Origin of the sequence: Chryseobacterium sp. MYb7 (genome assembly GCF_002979455.1) — a bacterium.
In the GTDB taxonomy this organism is placed as follows: Bacteria; Bacteroidota; Bacteroidia; order Flavobacteriales; family Weeksellaceae; genus Chryseobacterium.
Genome location: NZ_PCOU01000017.1, coordinates 32,749 through 51,610 on the forward strand (window position 1 = coordinate 32,749; position 18,862 = coordinate 51,610).

Here is an 18,862-nt window from a genome sequence, read left to right on the forward strand (position 1 = left end):
TCATGAATACGATATTTTTATTCGAAGCCAGACGCTCATCAAAGCACTGGCTCACCTATCTTGTGACCTTAATTTTAATAGGAATGGGTATCTTTTGCGGAAACCAGTTTAATCTTTCAGTAGGAGAAGGAATTTATTTAAACTCACCCTACACCATTGGTTTTATGACAGGAATGCTGAGTCTTGCCGTGATTTTTTTCGCGACTGTTTATGCATTGCAATTGCTTTTTAAAGATCAGGATTCAAAATTTGACAGCATTCTTTTTTCATTTCCTTTCTCAAAATTTACTTATCTGAAAGGAAAATTCTGCACCTATTTTCTACAGACCTTTTTAAGCTTTTCTTTCTTAATGACAGGATTTATCATAGGTCAGATTATGCGTACCGGAAGTGAAATGCAGGAAGGTTTTAATATCTTACATTACCTCTATCCCTTATTGATCTTTGGTTTTATCAATAGTCTGCTTGTCTGTAGCTTTCTGTTTCTCATTACATTTACTATAAAGAGAAAACTCCTTGTTGTAGTAGGTGGACTGCTACTGTATGTTTTCTATATGATTATCTTATTGTTTTCCAACTCACCATTCATGGCGGGAAGCCTTCCTCAATCATTGGAAACACAGCAATTTTCGGCTTTAATAGATCCTTTTGGATTGTCCGCTTATTTTATGGAAGCTCGTGATTTGGCTGCTCAACAGAAAAATATTCAGATGGTTCCTTTTTCAGGGTATCTTTTGTTCAACAGACTTCTATTTTTATTCATGTCTGTGGGAATTCTTCTGCTTTCCCTCAGATTATTTTCTTTCTCCAATACTTCCGGACGGAAAGTAAAAACAATAGGAAATTTGCTCACATTATCTGAAACAAATGAAACAGAATATTCCATCGCTACACCAATATTTAATCGGTGGAGTTCTTTCTGGTCTGTACTCTCTTTTGCTAAAATGGATCTTACATATCTCTTCAAAAGTGTTGCTGTTCCGGCAGTTTCTATTCTACTATTGTTTTGTGTAGGAATGGAAATGTATGCCGAAATTGAAAAAGGAATCCGTCTTCCACAAAAGTATGCCAGTTCAGGACTTATGGCTACAACCATCTCTGAAAACTTTCACTTGCTGGGACTTCTAATCTCTGCCTATTTTCTGAATGATGTATACTGGAGAAGCCAAACTTCCGGCTTTTCTCTGATTGAAAACAGCACTTATCTTTCAAAAAACAGATTAACCGGACATTTTATTTCCATCAGTTTCCTTCTGTTTTTCTTTACCGGAATTTTAATTATTCAGGGGATTATTTTTCAGGCTGCTTATCAGTATTTTCATATAGATTGGAAGGCGTATCTGGATGTTTTCCTTTTCAATACTTTTCCATTAATGCTGTTTTCCGGATTTATCCTTTTGATTAATGACAGAATTCCCAATAAATTCATTGCCCTTGGGCTTTCCATTCTTGCCGTTTTTATATTGTCTGGCCCGGTTTCCGGAAAATTGATCTCCTATCCTCTTTTCAGAATATTTTCTGATTTTAAAGGTACTTACAGCGATTTTAACGGCTATGGAACCTATGAAAAAACTTTTGCTCAAAGACTTCTTTTCGGAGCCGGTATTATCAGTATTTTATGGATCTTCAACAGTATTATAAAAATTAAAAAAGTTCCTATAATTTCCTCTTGTTACAGTATTATTCTGCTAATCTCAGGAATCTTTGCCGGAGTATCGTTTATGAAAGGTTATATTCCTAAAGATAAAGATCAAGCTATCTTAAGTTCCGCAGCATATGAAAAAAAATATCGAAAATATTCAACCCTTCCACAACCTGATATCACCGATATTACTACAGAAATTAAACTGTATCCTTCAAAAAATGCTTATCAGATTATTGGAAAATATACGCTTAAAAATCAAACAGATCAGCCTATCCATAAGATTCTGATCAATTTTAATGAGGATTTAAAACTGGAATCTGCTGTCATAACAACAGGTAATGAAACGACAAAGATTCATAAAAATATCACGGAAGTTTTATTACAAAAGCCTCTTCTGCCAGGCAAAACAGCTTCTCTTGATTTTAAACTCTCTTATCATTGGTTTGCCGTAAACGGTCATCAGTCTTTCAATGCTGTTATTGAAAACGGTTCTTTTATGAGAATCAGCAGATATTATCCTACGATTGGTTACCAAAAGGATTATGAAATTCAGGATGAAAAACAACGCATTCAATTCAAGCTTGGAAAACTCACTGAACTGAAGAAACCGGAAGCTCCTGAAGTTGCAAAAAAGGATTTTATCAATTTGAGTATGATTATTTCCACGGAAAAGAACCAGACAGCTATCGGAACCGGAGATTTAATAAAAAAATGGACCACATCCGGCCGCAATTATTTCGAGTATAAAGCAGTTCAAATTCCTTTCCGGTTTGCCGTTTCATCAGCACAATATGAGATAAAAAGTGTGAATTACAAAGGAATTGATATCAATATTTTTTATCATCAGAAACATTTTGAAAATGTGGATCACCTTCTTGAAAATGCCAAACTTACTTTAGATTACTGTCAGCAGAATTTTGGTCCATATCCTTTTAAAACCATCAATTTTGCTGAGATTTCTTCCTTTACCAAAGGTTTTGCGGCTACAGCTTATCCTTCTGCCGTCTTTATGCCGGAAGACATGGTTTTTCACGCCAATATTCACGCTGACAAAAAGCAGGATGTCATTAATGAACTGGCTGGTCACGAACTTTCCCATCTTTGGTGGGGAAACAGCCAGATCAATCCTGATGACAGAGAAGGTTCTGTGATGCTTACCGAAACACTGGCAATGTACACAGAAATGATGCTTTACAAAAAAATGCACGGCAAAGAAAAAATGATGGAAAGAGTACAAGTTCATCAACAGATCTACGACAATGAAAAAGGATTATCTGAAAATGTACCTATCTATAAAGCTACGGGAGATGTTCCCCATATTTCCTATTCTAAAGGGGCTGCAGCAATGGTAGAATTGAGTAACCTGATAGGTGAAGACAGAGTAAACAAAGCATTGAAAAATTTCCTTACTCACAATCAGTATCCGAAGAAACCTGGTTCATTAGATCTGATCAATGAGTTTTATAATGTTGCTCCGGATTCCAGAAAACAAATCGATAGATTATTTAAAACCACAGATAATATAACTTTTACTTCAGGGTCAAAAAACGACTCTGCAAAGACAAAACAGAAATAATTCGCAGGCCTCTTTTACTTTTTTTTGAAAATATTTTTCAGGAACTGTAACAAAATAAAATGATGATTTACTAATTAATTGATATATCAATAATTGATACATCATTTTAAATCTGAAATATGGAAAAATTAAATTCAATTATATTCTACAACATAGACAAAGCAATAAGAGCCTACAGAAACTATGCCCAGCGGCAGTTGAAAGCGCATGGTTATATAATCACAATTGATCAGTGGCTTATCATTAAAGCGATTCTGGAAAACCCGGGAATTACCCAGAATGAGATTGGTGATCTTGTTTTTAAAGACAATGCTTCTGTGACCAGAATTATTGATTTAATGGTAAAATCCGAATACATAATCAGAAAAGTTCATCCTGAAGACCGAAGAAAAACCCAGCTGGAAGTGACAGATTCCGGGATAAAAGTGATCAAAGAGGTTCAGAATATCGTAGAAAAGAACCGTAAAATAGCTTTAAAGGGAATCAGTGATGAAGAAATGAAAATAATGTATTCAGCTTTACTGAAAATTTCAGAAAACTGTCTTAATCTTAAAAAGTAAAACGCTATGACCAGAATATTTTTACTCTTATCGGTCTGGATGCTGATCCTGTTCAACAACAGGCTGGCCGCACAACAGGCTACACAGAGTTTGTCTTTGTCGGGAAACATACAATCCGGGAAAGCAGAGCAGATGGAGATCAATCTCTTTAATGCAGATCATCAGTTAATCAAAACAGAAATTGCTGATGGTAATGGTAAGTTTAATTTTAATGATTTAAAACAAGGAACTTATCAGGTAAAGATCAATAGAAACGGTACTGAAGTCTATCATTCAGAAAATATTTCATTGGCCGAAAATACAACTCTCCCTTCCATAGACCTGAATATAAAATCTATTGAAGGTGTAACGATCACCAAAACCAAACCTCTTATTGAAAGACAGGACGGAAAGATGATTATGAATGTTGAAAACAGCATTGCCAGCACCGGAAATTCCGCTTTTGAAGTATTGGAAAAGGCACCGGGAGTGAATATTGATAACAACGATAACATCAGCCTTCGCGGGAAAGGAAATCTATTGATTCAAATTGATGGTAAAAATACGCCCATGACAGGAGCCGATCTTGCCAACTATCTGAAAGGAATCCCCTCTTCTACCATTGAAAAAATAGAATTTATCACCAACCCTTCTTCCAAATATGATGCTGCAGGATCTGCCATTATTAATATTAAACTTAAAAAAGAGCAGAGAAAAGGAACCAATGGAAGCATTTCCACCTCTTTAGGAACAGGCAAGTATGTAAAAAACAACAACAGTTTCAGCATCAACCATAGAAATAAAAAGATCAATATCTTCGGAAATTACAGCTTTGCGTACAGAGAAGCTTACAATGGGTTGGTACTGGACAGGAATTTCTATGAAGCTAATAACTTTAAAAAAGCTTATGTACAGGACAATTATCTGAGATTCAAGTTCAACAGTCATGTGGCCAAAGCGGGAATGGATTATTACCTGAACGATAAGAATGTCCTTGGATTTTCTGTAGGACTGGTTTCCAACAAATTCAATGTGAACGGAGACAATTCCAACGTAACGCTCGGCAGCAGCTATCTTCCTGAAAGCTCATTTACGACAGTCAACAGATCGAATGACCGATGGACGAATCTTTCATTCAACCTTAATCATAAATACACAATTGATTCTCTGGGCTCTGATATTTCTACGGATTTTGATTACATCAATTACGCCAACACATCTTTGCAGAGTTTTGATACAAGAACGCATCAAATATCCACTGGTACAGATAATCTTGACATTATTAAAGGAGATATGGACGGAAAACTGAATATCTATTCTTTAAAATCTGACCTTACGAAAAACTTCAGCAACGACTGGAAACTGGAAAGCGGAGTGAAAACCAGTTTTGTGAAGACAGACAACGATCTGAAATTCTTCAACGCCAGTTCTGGTATTGCTATTCCGGATCTTGGGAAAACCAATCATTTTATTTATGAAGAAAACATCAATGCCGTTTACGGAAATGTTTCCAAAAAATGGGAAAAATTCAAGGCTACGGGTGGTTTAAGACTTGAAAACACCAATGTAAAAGGAACTCAGATTACAACGAATCAGGTTAATAAGAGAAATTACACCCAGCTGTTCCCAAGTGCTGTTTTGAGTTATGATCTTACGGATAAGAGCAACCTTGAAATCAATTTCAGCAGAAGGATCACAAGACCAAGTTATAACCAGCTGAATCCTTTTAAATTCTATCTTGATCCTACAACATTCAGAGCCGGAAATCCTGACCTGAATCCACAAATCACAATGAATTATGAACTGACCTACAGTCTGAGTAATAAATATTTCGCCACATTAAGCTACAGCAAGACTTCTGACAATATTACAGATATCTTAAAACCTGTTACAGAAAACGGACAGGTGGTAACAGTACAGACCATCGAAAACCTAAGTTCTGCTTCTTATTTTGGATTAAACCTGATTGCTCCGATAAAAGTGACGAAATGGTGGGATATAAACAACAGTGCCAATTTCTACTATGGTTCTTACACTGGAAATGTTTCAGGAACACAGATCAATAATAAAGGGAATTTTACATTCAGTATTAACAGCATCAATTCCTTTAAGTTAGGAAATGGTTTCACTGCTGAACTTACCGGAAATTACAAAGCCAGAGAAGTGTATGCTTATCTGAATATGAGCCCGAACTGGTATCTGAATATCGGAGCACAAAAGAAGTTTAAGAACAATAGCATACTGAAGCTTTCATTTACGGATGTTTTCTTTACCAGCAATATCAAAGGGCAGACTGTTTATAATGATTATATAGAAAACTTTGCGGTAAAAAGAGATACGCGTGTCGCTACAATCTCTTATACCTATAATTTTGGTTCCTCTAAAAACGGACAGCCCAGAAAAACGGGAGGTGCTGAGGATCTGAAACAGAGAATTGGAACGTAATAACATCATTGCGAGCCGAAGGTGAAGCAATCTTATAATTTCCAAAAGCGATATTGCATTTCACAATGACATAAAAGCAAAAATCCCTCGAAATTGAGGGATTTTTATATTTAAGAATGAATCTTATTAAGCTTCGTTAGAAGGAGTTTCGTTTTCCACAGGTCTTTCACCTTCTGGCTTTTGTCCTTCAGGTCTTCTTTGTCCCTCAGGTCTTCCTTGTCCTTCTGGTCTTCTTTGCCCTTCTGGTCTACCTTGCCCTTCCGGTCTTGGAGGTCTTGGTAAAAGAACTTTACGGGAAAGTTTCATTTTCTTACGGTCATCGTAACCCATGAACTTCACTTCTACTTCATCACCTTCTGCATAAGGAACTTTGTCTAGACGAGCCCATTCAATTTCAGAAATATGAAGAAGCCCTTCTGTTCCTTTAGCAATTGCTACGAATGCACCGAAATCCATTACTTTCACTACTTTACCTTTGTAAACTTCACCTATAACTGGTACGAAAGTAATTTCATTGATCTTAGCAACAGCAGCATTGATTTTCTCTCTGTCTGTTCCTGCAATTTCGATACGTCCGATTTCACCTACTTCTTCAATAGCAATTACGGTATCCGTATCTTTCTGCATCTGCTGAATGATTTTTCCACCAGGCCCGATTACAGCACCAATGAAGTCTTTAGAGATCTCCATTACCACCATTTTCGGAGCGTGAGGCTTCACGTCTGCTCTTGGTTCAGAGATTGTTTCAGTAATTTTATTTAAGATGTGTAATCTTCCGTCTCTAGCCTGCATCAATGCTTTCTCCATGATATCCATAGAAAGTCCCTGGATTTTAATATCCATCTGACAAGCTGTAATACCATCTGCAGTACCTGTTACTTTAAAGTCCATATCTCCAAGGTGATCTTCATCTCCTAAGATATCAGAAAGTACAGTGAATTTACCTGATTTTGCATCTGTAATCAATCCCATTGCAATACCGGAAACAGGTTTTGTAATCTGTACTCCTGCATCCATCAATGCTAATGTTCCTGCACAAACTGTCGCCATCGAAGATGAACCGTTTGATTCCAGGATATCAGAAACAATTCTGATGGTATATGGATTTTCTTCAGGAATTACGGCCTGTAATGCTCTCTGAGCAAGGTTACCGTGTCCTACTTCTCTTCTTGAAGTTCCTCTTAGAGGTCTTGCTTCACCTGTAGAGAATGGAGGGAAGTTATAATGTAAAAAGAATTTTTCGTCGTGTTGCGTGATCACGCTGTCTACCATGTTGGCATCCTTCACAGAACCTAAAGTTACTGCTGTTAGAGATTGAGTTTCACCTCTTGTAAATATTGCAGAACCGTGAGCTCCCGGAAGGTAATCAATTTCTGACCAGATTGGACGGATCGTCTGAGGATCACGACCATCAAGACGGATATTGTCTTCAAGGATCATCTGACGCATAGCTTCTTTCTCTACGTCATGGTAATATACTTTTACGAAAGGAGTTACTCTTTCCAATTCTTCTTCGTTTTCAGCATATTGAGCTAAAAACTCTTCACGAACTGCCTTGAATTTATCTCCTCTCTCCTCTTTACCAGATGGAGTTCTTGCTACTTCGTATACTTTATCGTAAGTTTCTTTCCAAACTTTTTCACGAATTTCTTCGTCATGAGTTTCGTGAGAATATTCTCTCTTAGGGAAAGCCTTACCTACTTTTTCTGCTAATCTTTCCTGAGCTTCAATTTGCTTTTTAATTTCAGCATGACCAAAATTAATAGCTTCTAACATTTCCTGCTCAGAAATTTCTTTCATTTCTCCTTCTACCATTACGATGGAGTCTTTAGTAGCCCCAACCATGATGTCTAATTCAGAATTCTTCAATTCTTCGTAGCTTGGATTGATAGAAAGTACTCCGTCAAATCTTACAACTCTTACTTCAGACATAGGTCCGTTGAAAGGAATATCTGTAATAGCAATGGCTGCAGAAGCTGCCAAACCAGCTAAATCATCAGGAATTGTTTTTCCGTCATAAGAAATTAATGAAATCATCACCTGAACTTCCGCATGGAAATCTTCAGGGAAAAGCGGACGTAGAACTCTGTCTACTAAACGCATCGTTAGAATTTCCTGATCAGAAGGTCTTGCTTCTCTACGGAAAAAGTTTCCAGGAATTCTTCCACCTGCATAGAATTTTTCTCTATAATCTACTGTTAAAGGTAAAAAATCTACACCAGGATTTGCTTCTTTATTGGCTACAACAGTTGCTAAAAGCATTGTTCCACCCATTTTTACTACCACAGATCCATCAGCCTGCTTGGCCAACTTCCCTGTTTCAATAGTGATTTCTCTGCCATCAGCAAGAGTAATCAGCTCTGTAAACGCTTGAGGTATACTCATAAATTTGTCTTCTTAATACTCCGTATTGAGTATGAATTAATATTTAAACTCTTTAAATTTCGTGTGCAAAGGTACTATATAATAATGATATATTAAATTTTTCAATTGCATAAATAGGCTGTCAAAATACAAAAAATTGGCTATCAATTGATGAAAGATTCAAAAATGTGTATCAGCAATTGCTATTTATTCATCATTTGTGAAAATAAAAAAGCGTTTTTTTGGAGATAATGCCTTGTAAAATCCTATCGTTTTTGTATTATTGTCTCAAAAAATGAAAATAATACTTTAATCTGAAAAAAAGTATCTTTTTCATTCTAAAAATGATTAAAATTATTGCAAACCAATAGGCTGATCCCTATATTTGCCCTACTTCACCAATTACAATGCTGTAGGCTAAAACAGTTAAGGAATTTTCCTTATACAGATAAATAAATGTTTATGATTAATAAAGAAGTACAATCTCAAAGCAGGAATTATACGGTTCCGTTGATTACCATTACCCTGCTGTTTTTTATGTGGGGGTTCATCACTTGTATGAATGACATCCTGATCCCCTATCTGAAACAACTTTTCAATCTTACCTTTTTCGAATCCATGCTCGTACAGTTCTGTTTTTTTGGAGCTTACTTCATTGGATCTCTGATTTATTTTATGATCTCTATCACGAAAGGAGATCCTATCAATAAATTAGGATATAAAAAAGGGATTCTGTTCGGAATTTTTCTGGCGGCTTTTGGCTGTGTCCTGTTCTATCCGGCAGCTACGTTTTCGTATTATCCTCTATTTTTAGGAGCTTTATTTATTCTGGGACTGGGTTTTACAGTACTTCAGATTACCGCCAATGCTTATGTTTCATTGCTGGGAAGTGAAGAATCTGCATCCAGCCGACTGAATATGACCCAAGCATTCAATGCATTCGGAACAACGATTGCTCCTGTGCTTGGAGGCCATCTTATTTTTGAATTTTTCTCATCTCCGGACGGATCATTCAGTGCGGTAGCAACGAGAATTCCTTACCTGATTTTTGCCGGTATTCTTTTATTGGTTGCCTTGTTAATTTCAAGAGTTAAACTCCCTTCATTCCAGACGGGTGGAGAAGAAGTGGTAAAAGGCTGGGGAGCACTAGAATTCAGCCATCTGAAATTTGGGGTATTTGCCATGTTTTGCTACGTAGGCGGGGAAGTTGCTGTGGGAAGTTTTATCATCAGTTTCCTTGAGCAGCCACAAATTATGGGCTTTAATGAAATCATCAGTAAGAATTACCTTTCTCTGTATTGGGGTGGAGCAATGATCGGTCGTTTTCTTGGAGCAATCTCTTTGAATCAATCTTTAAGCCAAAGCAAAAAAGCTGTTTATATGCTGGGAGCAGCAGGAGCTGTTTTTCTTGTGATCTTCAGTATTGTAAATCTTACTTTCTCTCAGATCAGCTTTTTCCTTGTATTCATCATTCTTAATTTCATTGCCTTTTTCGTTGGTAAAGCAGCTCCGGCAAGAACATTATCCATCTTTGCCGCAATCAATGTTGTATTATTGATTTCTGCAATGGTGAATCATGGGGAACTTGCAATGTACAGTATTTTAGGAATCGGGATATTTAACTCTATTATGTTCTCTAATATTTATACACTGGCTATTTCAGGGCTGGGTAAATATACCAGCCAGGGATCTTCCTTAGTGGTAATGGCTATTCTGGGAGGAGCTATTGTTCCTATTTTCCAGGGATATCTTGCAGATCAGTTTGGAGTACAGCATTCATTTATTATTCCTGTATTCTGCTATCTGGTTATTCTGATCTTTGGAGCTTACTGTACCAAATATCTGGGTCATGTGGAAAGTACTGAGGCCAAATCTGGTCATTAAAATAAAACTTATTTAAAATATATAAAGCGGAATATCTCAAAGGTGTTCCGCTTTCTTTTTTCAATCTTAAGGTGTAACTTTTCATTAGAAAAAGAAACTTATCTTATAAATTACACAATTATTATGAAAATACAGTTAAAGCTTGAATATGCCGCATTTCTGCTATTAGGAATATATGCTTTTGCCCAAACAGGATATTCCTGGTGGTGGTTTGCCGGACTTTTTTTTGCTCCGGATATTTCTATGTTGGGGTATACAATTAATACTAAAGTGGGGGCCTTTTGTTATAATCTCTTCCATCATTTGGGGCTGGCAATCATAGTTTATTTGTCAGGAACAGCCCTTTCTCTGCCCTATTTGCAAGTGGCTGGGGCAATTTTATTTTCCCATTCTGCTTTTGACAGAATTTTAGGGTATGGATTGAAATATCCGGATAGTTTTCAGAATACGCATTTGGGGAAGATTGGGAAGAATCCAGAATGAGTTGTTATGAAAAGGGCTAACCATCCCGTCAAAAATTTCTTTGAATTTTCGCCCCCCTCCGAGGGAGGGGAATTCTTACAGTTTCGGTTGATATTTTTGTCAGGATTGTAACTTCCTTTGATGATTTTCTCATTGGTTAATGTACCTGGATTCCTACGGAATGACAAATTGCATGGATAAACCATCTTTACAACTGTGTCATTCCGTAGGAATCTGGCTTTTGTGGTGAAAAATCCCTTGTAGTTTAAAAACAAAAAAGCAACCTCTTTCGAAGTTGCTTTTTATTTTGAAAATCTTTATAGATTATTTTCTTAAACCTAGTTCAGCAATAATTGCTCTATATCTTGCGATATCTTTGTTTTTAAGGTAATCTAATAAACTTTTTCTCTTACCTACCAATTTCACTAGAGATCTCTCTGTGTTGAAATCGTGACGGTTAGCCTTCAGGTGTTGAGATAAGTGGTTGATTCTGAAAGTGAAAAGAGCGATTTGTCCTTCAGCACTCCCTGTGTCTTGTGCAGATTTTCCGTGTTTTGCGAAAATTTCCTGCTTTTTGTCTGTTGTTAAGTACATTCCAATATTGTTTAATGATTATTATGTAACGGGTGCAAAATTACGACTATTTTTTGATTCTGCAAACATTATTGATTTCATATATCAAATTTGATAGAAAAAAATGTTAAAAATTTCTTAATAAATTCTATGTAATCAAATGAAAAGGCAGTAATTTTGCATTCGAATTACAAATGAAAAAAATTATATTCTTCACAGCTGTTACAACTTTTTTATTCATCGGACTTACTTCGGTAAAAGCCCAGAAAAATGCTGATGATAAAATAAAAAAAGTTCTCTACTTCAATCCCGAGGTAGAGCCTGATATTGACGAAATAAAAGACCCTACCAACAATGCTTTCTTTGATGCAGTTACCGATAATTTCAGCGGTAGAAGAAATAAAGTGCTCCGTGCAGAAGTTCAGGTTCCCTTTGACAGTATAGACAAACAAACAATTGTAGACTATTGTCTCAATAATGATGCTGATTTTGCTATTGTTTCCAAAGTGAGATATTTCAAAGTAGGTTTTGGAAAATATGTTTTCTCTAATCAGGTGGTTGTGAGTATGAAACTTTTTGGTTCTGACGGAAACCTAGTCACCGAAACAGATCACGACACCTATCGAAAAAATATGCGCCTGCTAGGCTCTACAACCAACTCTGTTAAAATAGGAACCGAAGGAGCGATCAAAGGAATTATCAAAAAACTGAGAAAACTTAAACCGACAGAGGCTGAGCTGTGAGTTTAAGATTGTAATATATGACCCTTTATTGTCAATGGTCAATTTTGCTTCGCAAGTCAATTGTGAATTTTTTTCATGCCGCTATCTGATAAATTCATCATTCATAACTTAATAAAAGTTTTCAAGATATAAAAAGCACCTGTTTACATTATAAATAGGTGCTTTTTACATAAACAACACCATAAATAATTGATTTACAATTAAATATTTTCACCAAATAAGGAATTATTAAATATTTTTTACTATTTTAGTTCAATATTAAAACCTGAATCACATGAAAAATTTAAAGAAACTCAGCAGAGAAAAAGCAAAGCAGATCAATGGCGGATCTATCGAAAGATGCAGTGAAACAAGACCATGTTCCGTTGGATGGTGTTGTTTTGGAACCTGTTCACCTTTCATTTGTATTGAATAAAAATAAAACTAACTATAAAAATCAAATCTCATGAAAAATCTAAAAAAACTCAGCAGACAAGTACAAAAGGAAATCAAAGGCAGCGGACCTTTCAAAAGATGTACAGAACATTACGAATGTCCGGGCGGATCATGCTGTCACAACATCTGTGTTGTTAATCCATGTCCTCTGGAATAATATATGATCATTACAGACACCTGCATTAGTAGGTGTTTTTTTATTTAAAATATTAAATAAAATATTGATTTACAATAAAATATTTTCATTTAAAAATAAAAAATATAGAAATATTTACTATTTTAGTAGAACATTAAATCAAAACTATATGAAAAACTTAAAGAAACTCAGCCGAGAAGCTGCCAAACAAATTAATGGCGGTATCGGACTGTTCAGATGCAGTATAACAAGACCTTGTTCTGTTGGATATTGCTGTAACGGAGAATGTATTGATCACGATTGTATGATAGAACCTTAATCTTAATATATCGATGATCATGAAAAATTCAAATCTTAAAAAGCTCAACAGACTAGAGCAAAAAAATATTAAAGGAAGCGGAATAAAAAAGTGTGGTGACAACTCAGATTGCGGACCATACCAATGTTGTACAAATGCTGTCTGTACATACATTCCTACTTCAGAATGCGAACCAATGTAAAGAATATTGGAATTTAAAATTTAATTTTTTGAACATCCGCTTCGGCGGGTGTTTTTTTGTACTTATACTGAAGCACTAAACTTTAATTAATCCTTAATTTTGCCACTTTATTGGCCAGTCTTAAAAATTTGAATTATTTTTGCATATCCAAAAAATTTCACGTTTTGAATTCTAGAGACGAACTTATCTTCAACCCTGCCGATATTGCCGAAACTCTCAGCGAACTTCATGCTGATGAGAGGCTTCTCGCGTTCCTGAAGGTTCCGAAAGAGTACAAAGCAGAAGTTTTTTCACATCTTGATCCTGACTTTCAAGAGGATACCATCAGAAGTATCGGAAGCGATGAAGTTTCCGAAATCCTGAATGCTATGACTCCGGATGACAGAACTGCTCTGTTTGAGGATTTTCCGGATGAGCTTATCAAGTATTCCATCAACCACCTTAATCCACAGGAAAGAAGAATTGCTTTAAAGCTTCTTGGGTACAACTCAGACTCTATTGCCCGTCTGATGACGCCTTACTATATCCAGATCCGTAAGGAATGGACGGTAAAAAGATGTCTTCAGCAGATTAAAAAGGTAGGAAAAAGAGTGGAAACCATGAACTACCTGTATGTGGTGGATGAAAGAAACCGTCTGATTGATGACCTTGCCATCGGAACTTTATTATTGGAAGAAGAAGATACTTTAGTTTCAGATATTACAGACAATCATTTTGTAGCCATTACCACCACTACTTCCAAAGAAGATGCGGTAACCTATTTTGAAAAGTATGACCGTGGCGCTCTTCCTATTATTACGGAAGCTGGTGTCCTAGTAGGTATTGTAACAATAGATGACATCCTTGACCAGATAGAACAGCAGAATACGGAAGATATCCAGAAATTTGGGGGATTGGAAGCATTGGATCTTCCTTACATCCAAACTTCATGGACAGAGATGATCAAAAAAAGAGCTACCTGGCTGATCATTCTATTTGTTTCTGAAATGCTGACGGCTTCCGCAATGGGGTATTTTGATAAAGAAATTGAAAAAGCGGTTGTTCTTGCCCTATTTGTTCCGTTGATTATTTCCAGTGGAGGAAATTCCGGGTCACAGGCTGCTACTTTGATTATCCGTGCGATGGCTCTTCAGGAGATTAGTCTGAAGGACTGGTGGTATGTCATGAAAAAAGAAATTATTTCAGGATTATGTCTTGGGGCAATTTTGGGAGTTATCGGGTTTATCAGAATCATGCTTTGGCAGCAGATAGGTCTTTTTGATTATGGCCAGTATTGGGTATACGTAGGACTGAGTGTTTCTGTTTCTTTGATTGCCATTGTGTTGTGGGGAACATTATCGGGTTCTATGATTCCGTTTGTTTTAAAGAAACTTAATCTTGACCCTGCTACTTCTTCTGCTCCATTTGTAGCAACTTTAGTGGATGTAACGGGACTTATTATCTATTTTACCGTAGCCGGACTTTTCTTAACCGGAAAACTTTTGTAATTTTAGGCATCATCTAACATGCCAATATGAAAATCGTTTCACTTGTACCTTCTATTACTGAGGCTTTATTTGACCTTGGACTTACCGAAAATGACGTTGTAGGCAGAACAAAATTCTGTATTCATCCTCAGGATAAAATAAAAAATGTAGCTGTAATCGGAGGAACTAAGAATATCAATATTGAAAAAATAAAAGCATTACAGCCGGATCTTATTCTTGCTAATAAGGAAGAGAATGTAAAAGAGCAGGTAGAAGCTTTGATGGACGATTATAAAGTAATGGTCACCAATATTGACACGATTGAGGATAATTATTATCTGCTTAAAAATCTTGGAAAACTTTTTGGAAAGGAAGACAGAGCTCAGCTATTCAATCTTAAAATTTATGATATTCTGAATCAGGCCAAACTGGATGTTCCTGTAAAAGCTGCTTATCTCATCTGGAATAATCCTTATATGACCATTGGTTCAGATACTTTTATTCACAGAATTTTATCTGAAATTGGTTTTGAAAATATTTTTAAGAATAAAACCCGTTATCCTCAGATTACAACAGAAGATCTGGCAGATGCGGATGTCATTATGCTTTCTTCTGAACCATTTCCGTTTAAAGAAAAACATATTGAGGAACTGCAGGCATTCTACCCTGATAAAAAGATTATGATTGTGGATGGAGAAGCGTTTTCCTGGTATGGAACTCATATTGCGAAATGTGAGCATTATTTTAAAGAACTTCTTACAGAAATTCATTCCATGCAGCAAAGCTAATTTTCAACATTATCTTTAAACCCAAAACATTAAACTTTAAATATTCAATTCACATGTCTGGTACCGTTATATTATCTGAAGGAGAAGAATTCGATCACGTTATACACGAAGTTTCAAAGCATATCAATCTTTATGTGATGGCTTTTGAAAAGGAAGAAAGAACTATTACACGGCTGGAAAAACGTAAAAATATGTATGGTGGAAACGGAACGGTATACATGATACAAATGTTTGATCAGGAAGAACTGGCTAATAATCGTTTAGCTGCATATATGGTTTTACTGAATAAAGGGGATGAATCCGGGTTTCATACCCACAGTGTAAGAAATGAACAAGAATTGTATGTGGTCTTTCATGGAATCGGAGAATATAGAGAAAGAACCGGAACAGATGGACCCATACGTAAGAAAATACTTCAAAAAGGTGATATTACAGCCATCAGTTCTATAGGATATCATTCTGTTGAAAATACGGGTGATGAACCTTTAATTATGTTTGTGATTACCACTAATAATCCATAAAAAACTCCGGCTGAGACAGCCGGAGTTGATATTTTAATTGTATTAAGTTTCAATTACAAAACCTTAGAAACTTCGTTACAAAGCCATTCTAACAATTCACGGTCTTCTTTCGTGAAAGGATCGATGGTATGAGAATCAATATCAATCTGACCTATATTTTTTCCATCTTTAAAAATCGGAACTACAATTTCTGCTTTTGTATCGATAGAACAGCTTAAATAGTTGCTTTCTTCGTGTACGTCAGGAACTACAAATGTTTCATTAGAAACCGCTACCTGCCCGCATATTCCTTTACCGTAAGGAATAATGGTGTGATCTGTTGGTGCTCCTACGTAAGGCCCTAAAATCAACTCATCCTTGTCTCCGTTTTTGAAATAGAAACCCGTCCAGTTGAAGTAAGGAATTTCCTGATCCAACAAGTGACAAACTTTTTCAAGTTTTTCTTCTGTATTATGTTTAGGACTTTCAAGAATTGAGGAAAGCCTTTTCTTTAATTCTGACATTGTATTTATTTTTTAGGAGAATTGTTTTAAGGAAAGTTCTTCTTTGTATCCGAACATTCCGCGTTCTTTGATCATTTCTGCTACGCCTTCCGGTACCTGAGTTTCCCAACCTTTCACACAGCATGCTATTTTTCTCAAAATTTCTCTGGAATAAATTTCCAGGAATTCCGGATTATAATTGGTAATATCTACAATACGGTTGTTGTGTTTGAAATATTTGTATAATTCTTTCAGATTTTCTTCTACTTTCAGGTTTGAAGAATCCAGTAATTGATGTGTTTCAGGATCTTTATAAGGATACAGATATACTCTCATTCCGTTTCTGAAAAACTTCCCGAATGCTTCCAGAATTCCTCCTGAAAGGTTTTGATAATATTTCTCGTCAAATACCATCAACATATTGTTTACACCCATTGCTACACCGATGTCTCCACTTGTGTAAGACGCAAAATAATCTATCAGTCTGTAATATTCAGAGAAATTTGAAATAATAACGGTGTATCCCAGTTTTCCGAGAATGTCTACTCTATCAAGGAAATCTCTTTCATCAATATCCCCGTCTGCTCTCAGGTTGGAAATGGTGATTTCGATAAGAACTTCTGTTTCTTCGTGAGTACAGGTAGCATCTTTGAAAAACATGTCCATACCGTTTTTAAGCATATCAATGTTCACTTTCGTTACCGGTCTGAAACTTCCTCTTACCGCGAAAATATTTTTCTTGTACAATACATCTGCCGGAAGCATGTTGTTTCCTTCAGAATTGAAGATCACGGCATCAGTCATTCCATTTTTTACCAATTGAAGAGACATCAGTCTGTTATCAACATAAGCAAAAGCGGGTCCACTAAAGTCGATCATGTCAATTTCCAGATTATCTTTTGCAATATCATCGTAAAGAGATTCTACTAAAGTTCTTGGATTGTCAAAATAATGGAAGGCTCCGAAAATAAGGTTTACTCCAAGATTCCCTAAGGTTTCCTGCTGAAGAGTGGCATCATTTTCTTTGAATTTTACGTGAATTACGATCTCATTGTAATCTTCATTTTCTTTTGTTTGAAAACGGATCCCTACCCAGCCGTGGCCTCTTACAGTCTTGTCAAAATTGATGGTAGTTACCGTATTGGCATAAGAAAAGAATTTTCTATCCGGATTATTATCTCTCGAAATCCTCTCTTCAATCAAAGCTACTTCATATCGAAGCATTTTGCGAAGCCTGTTTTGGGTAACGTACCTGTTTTTTACTTCCTTTCCGTAGATGGCATCACTAAAATCTTTGTCATAAGCAGACATCGCCTTAGCAATCGTACCGGAAGCTCCCCCTGCTCTAAAAAAGTGGCGAACAGTCTCCTGCCCTGCTCCAATTTCTGCGAAAGTACCATAAATAGTAGGATCTAGATTAATTGTTAATGCTTTTTGTTTAGGAGTTAGTTTCTGATACATTAGGACATGAAATTTTTTGTAAATTTACCAAAATTAAACCAACCTCAAAACAAAATGAAGTTGAAATTTTTAGGAACTGGTACTTCTCAAGGTGTACCCGTTATAGGCTGTACATGCGAAGTGTGTACTTCCGAAAACCCCAAAGACAATCGCTTACGCTCTTCCGTGATGATAACTACGGAGGAAAATAAAAAAATACTGATCGACTGCGGTCCGGATTTCAGGCAGCAAATGCTTACCAACCACGAACATAACGTAGACATTGCGTTAATTACCCATGAACACAATGACCACGTGATTGGGCTGGATGATATGCGACCATTGATTTTTAAAAGTGGAAAAGATGTTCCGCTGTACTGCTATTCAAGAGTTGCTCATGAAATAAAAAACAGATTTCCTTACGCCTTTGCAGATGTAAGATATCCCGGTGCACCCGCTTTTGAACTTCACGAAATTGAAAATAAACCTTTCCAGGTGCTGGATACGGAAATCACGCCTGTGGAAGTGATTCACTATAAAATTACGGTTTTCGGATATAAATTTAAAAAGCTGGCCTACATTACGGATGCCGGATTTATTTCTGAAACGGAAAAGGAAAAACTGAAGGATCTGGACATTCTGATCTTAAACTGCATCAGGAAATTTGATCCCCATCCTGCCCATTTTATCCTTCCGGATGTTATTAAGCTGTTTGAAGAGCTAAAACCGAAGCAATTATTTTTAACGCATATCAGTCATCATTTAGGGCTGCATAATATTGAAGATAAGCAGCTTCCGGCCGGAATGCACCTTGCCTACGATGGTTTGGAACTTAATTTTTAAATTTTTTTCTTCAAAAAGCT

General features: G+C 36.2%; 18 protein-coding genes. 14 read left to right on the forward strand and 4 right to left on the reverse strand.

Annotation, left to right across the window (positions count from 1 at the left end):
- Positions 1-2 precede the first annotated feature (2 nt).
- The 3 genes from CQ046_RS14170 (at position 3) to CQ046_RS14180 (ending at position 6,205) form a co-directional block, all read left to right on the forward strand.
- Positions 3-3,221, forward strand: a complete 3,219-nt coding sequence (locus CQ046_RS14170) for an ABC transporter permease/M1 family aminopeptidase (protein ID WP_105702902.1) — start codon at positions 3-5, stop codon at positions 3,219-3,221.
- Between the two features lie 119 nt (positions 3,222-3,340).
- Positions 3,341-3,781 (forward strand): MarR family winged helix-turn-helix transcriptional regulator, encoded by a 441-nt coding sequence (locus tag CQ046_RS14175; RefSeq protein ID WP_105702903.1) that lies wholly within the window; start codon positions 3,341-3,343, stop codon positions 3,779-3,781.
- 6 nt (positions 3,782-3,787) lie between these two features.
- Positions 3,788-6,205: a TonB-dependent receptor gene (locus tag CQ046_RS14180; protein ID WP_105702904.1), complete on the forward strand. Its 2,418-nt coding sequence runs from the start codon at positions 3,788-3,790 to the stop codon at positions 6,203-6,205.
- 126 nt (positions 6,206-6,331) lie between these two features.
- Here the strand turns inward: CQ046_RS14180 and CQ046_RS14185 are convergent, their stop codons facing one another.
- The gene (locus CQ046_RS14185; RefSeq protein ID WP_105702905.1) at positions 6,332-8,590 is read right to left on the reverse strand and encodes a polyribonucleotide nucleotidyltransferase; all 2,259 of its coding nucleotides are present in this window, start codon (positions 8,588-8,590) and stop codon (positions 6,332-6,334) included.
- A 441-nt stretch (positions 8,591-9,031) separates the two neighbouring features.
- Here CQ046_RS14185 and CQ046_RS14190 point away from each other — a divergent pair, with 441 nt between their 5' ends.
- Together CQ046_RS14190 and CQ046_RS14195 are read left to right on the forward strand one after the other, a co-directional pair.
- Positions 9,032-10,453, forward strand: a complete 1,422-nt coding sequence (locus CQ046_RS14190) for a sugar MFS transporter (protein ID WP_105702970.1) — start codon at positions 9,032-9,034, stop codon at positions 10,451-10,453.
- Positions 10,454-10,576: 123 nt separating this feature from the next.
- Positions 10,577-10,936 (forward strand): DUF4260 domain-containing protein, encoded by a 360-nt coding sequence (locus CQ046_RS14195; protein WP_105702906.1) that lies wholly within the window; start codon positions 10,577-10,579, stop codon positions 10,934-10,936.
- A gap of 303 nt (positions 10,937-11,239) precedes the next feature.
- On the opposite strand, the gene rpsO is transcribed toward CQ046_RS14195, so the two are convergent.
- Complete coding sequence (rpsO, locus tag CQ046_RS14200; RefSeq protein WP_034692246.1) at positions 11,240-11,509, reverse strand: 30S ribosomal protein S15; 270 nt, start codon at positions 11,507-11,509, stop codon at positions 11,240-11,242.
- A 173-nt stretch (positions 11,510-11,682) separates the two neighbouring features.
- Here rpsO and CQ046_RS14205 point away from each other — a divergent pair, with 173 nt between their 5' ends.
- From CQ046_RS14205 to CQ046_RS14220, 8 genes are all read left to right on the forward strand, one after another.
- The gene (locus tag CQ046_RS14205) at positions 11,683-12,231 is read left to right on the forward strand and encodes a pyruvate decarboxylase (protein ID WP_105702907.1); all 549 of its coding nucleotides are present in this window, start codon (positions 11,683-11,685) and stop codon (positions 12,229-12,231) included.
- Between the two features lie 274 nt (positions 12,232-12,505).
- A complete protein-coding gene (locus CQ046_RS23600; protein ID WP_165790523.1) occupies positions 12,506-12,646 on the forward strand; it encodes a bacteriocin-like protein in 141 nt (46 codons plus the stop codon).
- A 30-nt stretch (positions 12,647-12,676) separates the two neighbouring features.
- Complete coding sequence (locus CQ046_RS23605) at positions 12,677-12,823, forward strand: bacteriocin-like protein (RefSeq protein ID WP_156106370.1); 147 nt, start codon at positions 12,677-12,679, stop codon at positions 12,821-12,823.
- A 148-nt stretch (positions 12,824-12,971) separates the two neighbouring features.
- A complete protein-coding gene (locus CQ046_RS23610; RefSeq protein WP_165790524.1) occupies positions 12,972-13,121 on the forward strand; it encodes a bacteriocin-like protein in 150 nt (49 codons plus the stop codon).
- A gap of 19 nt (positions 13,122-13,140) precedes the next feature.
- Positions 13,141-13,302, forward strand: a complete 162-nt coding sequence (locus CQ046_RS23615; RefSeq protein ID WP_165790525.1) for a hypothetical protein — start codon at positions 13,141-13,143, stop codon at positions 13,300-13,302.
- A 164-nt stretch (positions 13,303-13,466) separates the two neighbouring features.
- A complete protein-coding gene (gene mgtE / locus CQ046_RS14210; RefSeq protein WP_105702908.1) occupies positions 13,467-14,789 on the forward strand; it encodes a magnesium transporter in 1,323 nt (440 codons plus the stop codon).
- Between the two features lie 26 nt (positions 14,790-14,815).
- Positions 14,816-15,556, forward strand: coding sequence for an ABC transporter substrate-binding protein (locus CQ046_RS14215; RefSeq protein ID WP_105702909.1), 741 nt, complete (start codon positions 14,816-14,818; stop codon positions 15,554-15,556).
- Between the two features lie 53 nt (positions 15,557-15,609).
- The gene (locus CQ046_RS14220) at positions 15,610-16,077 is read left to right on the forward strand and encodes a cupin domain-containing protein (RefSeq protein WP_105702910.1); all 468 of its coding nucleotides are present in this window, start codon (positions 15,610-15,612) and stop codon (positions 16,075-16,077) included.
- 53 nt (positions 16,078-16,130) lie between these two features.
- On the opposite strand, the gene CQ046_RS14225 is transcribed toward CQ046_RS14220, so the two are convergent.
- Together CQ046_RS14225 and CQ046_RS14230 are read right to left on the reverse strand one after the other, a co-directional pair.
- Positions 16,131-16,580: a GAF domain-containing protein gene (locus tag CQ046_RS14225; protein WP_089693849.1), complete on the reverse strand. Its 450-nt coding sequence runs from the start codon at positions 16,578-16,580 to the stop codon at positions 16,131-16,133.
- A gap of 12 nt (positions 16,581-16,592) precedes the next feature.
- The gene (locus CQ046_RS14230; RefSeq protein ID WP_105702911.1) at positions 16,593-18,020 is read right to left on the reverse strand and encodes a nicotinate-nucleotide adenylyltransferase; all 1,428 of its coding nucleotides are present in this window, start codon (positions 18,018-18,020) and stop codon (positions 16,593-16,595) included.
- 54 nt (positions 18,021-18,074) lie between these two features.
- Between CQ046_RS14230 and CQ046_RS14235 the strand changes: the two genes are divergently transcribed.
- Complete coding sequence (locus CQ046_RS14235) at positions 18,075-18,842, forward strand: MBL fold metallo-hydrolase (RefSeq protein ID WP_105702971.1); 768 nt, start codon at positions 18,075-18,077, stop codon at positions 18,840-18,842.
- Positions 18,843-18,862 lie beyond the last annotated feature (20 nt).

Bases quoted from the DNA above. Each gene is read 5' to 3' on its own strand.
- CQ046_RS14170 (WP_105702902.1), top strand. From the start codon at position 3: ATGAATACGATATTTTTATTCGAAGCCAGACGCTCATCAAAGCACTGG.
- CQ046_RS14175 (WP_105702903.1), top strand. From the start codon at position 3,341: ATGGAAAAATTAAATTCAATTATATTCTACAACATAGACAAAGCAATA.
- CQ046_RS14180 (WP_105702904.1), top strand. From the start codon at position 3,788: ATGACCAGAATATTTTTACTCTTATCGGTCTGGATGCTGATCCTGTTC.
- CQ046_RS14185 (WP_105702905.1), bottom strand. From the start codon at position 8,590: ATGAGTATACCTCAAGCGTTTACAGAGCTGATTACTCTTGCTGATGGC.
- CQ046_RS14190 (WP_105702970.1), top strand. From the start codon at position 9,032: ATGATTAATAAAGAAGTACAATCTCAAAGCAGGAATTATACGGTTCCG.
- CQ046_RS14195 (WP_105702906.1), top strand. From the start codon at position 10,577: ATGAAAATACAGTTAAAGCTTGAATATGCCGCATTTCTGCTATTAGGA.
- rpsO (WP_034692246.1), bottom strand. From the start codon at position 11,509: ATGTACTTAACAACAGACAAAAAGCAGGAAATTTTCGCAAAACACGGA.
- CQ046_RS14205 (WP_105702907.1), top strand. From the start codon at position 11,683: ATGAAAAAAATTATATTCTTCACAGCTGTTACAACTTTTTTATTCATC.
- CQ046_RS23600 (WP_165790523.1), top strand. From the start codon at position 12,506: ATGAAAAATTTAAAGAAACTCAGCAGAGAAAAAGCAAAGCAGATCAAT.
- CQ046_RS23605 (WP_156106370.1), top strand. From the start codon at position 12,677: ATGAAAAATCTAAAAAAACTCAGCAGACAAGTACAAAAGGAAATCAAA.
- CQ046_RS23610 (WP_165790524.1), top strand. From the start codon at position 12,972: ATGAAAAACTTAAAGAAACTCAGCCGAGAAGCTGCCAAACAAATTAAT.
- CQ046_RS23615 (WP_165790525.1), top strand. From the start codon at position 13,141: ATGAAAAATTCAAATCTTAAAAAGCTCAACAGACTAGAGCAAAAAAAT.
- CQ046_RS14215 (WP_105702909.1), top strand. From the start codon at position 14,816: ATGAAAATCGTTTCACTTGTACCTTCTATTACTGAGGCTTTATTTGAC.
- CQ046_RS14220 (WP_105702910.1), top strand. From the start codon at position 15,610: ATGTCTGGTACCGTTATATTATCTGAAGGAGAAGAATTCGATCACGTT.
- CQ046_RS14225 (WP_089693849.1), bottom strand. From the start codon at position 16,580: ATGTCAGAATTAAAGAAAAGGCTTTCCTCAATTCTTGAAAGTCCTAAA.
- CQ046_RS14230 (WP_105702911.1), bottom strand. From the start codon at position 18,020: ATGTATCAGAAACTAACTCCTAAACAAAAAGCATTAACAATTAATCTA.
- CQ046_RS14235 (WP_105702971.1), top strand. From the start codon at position 18,075: ATGAAGTTGAAATTTTTAGGAACTGGTACTTCTCAAGGTGTACCCGTT.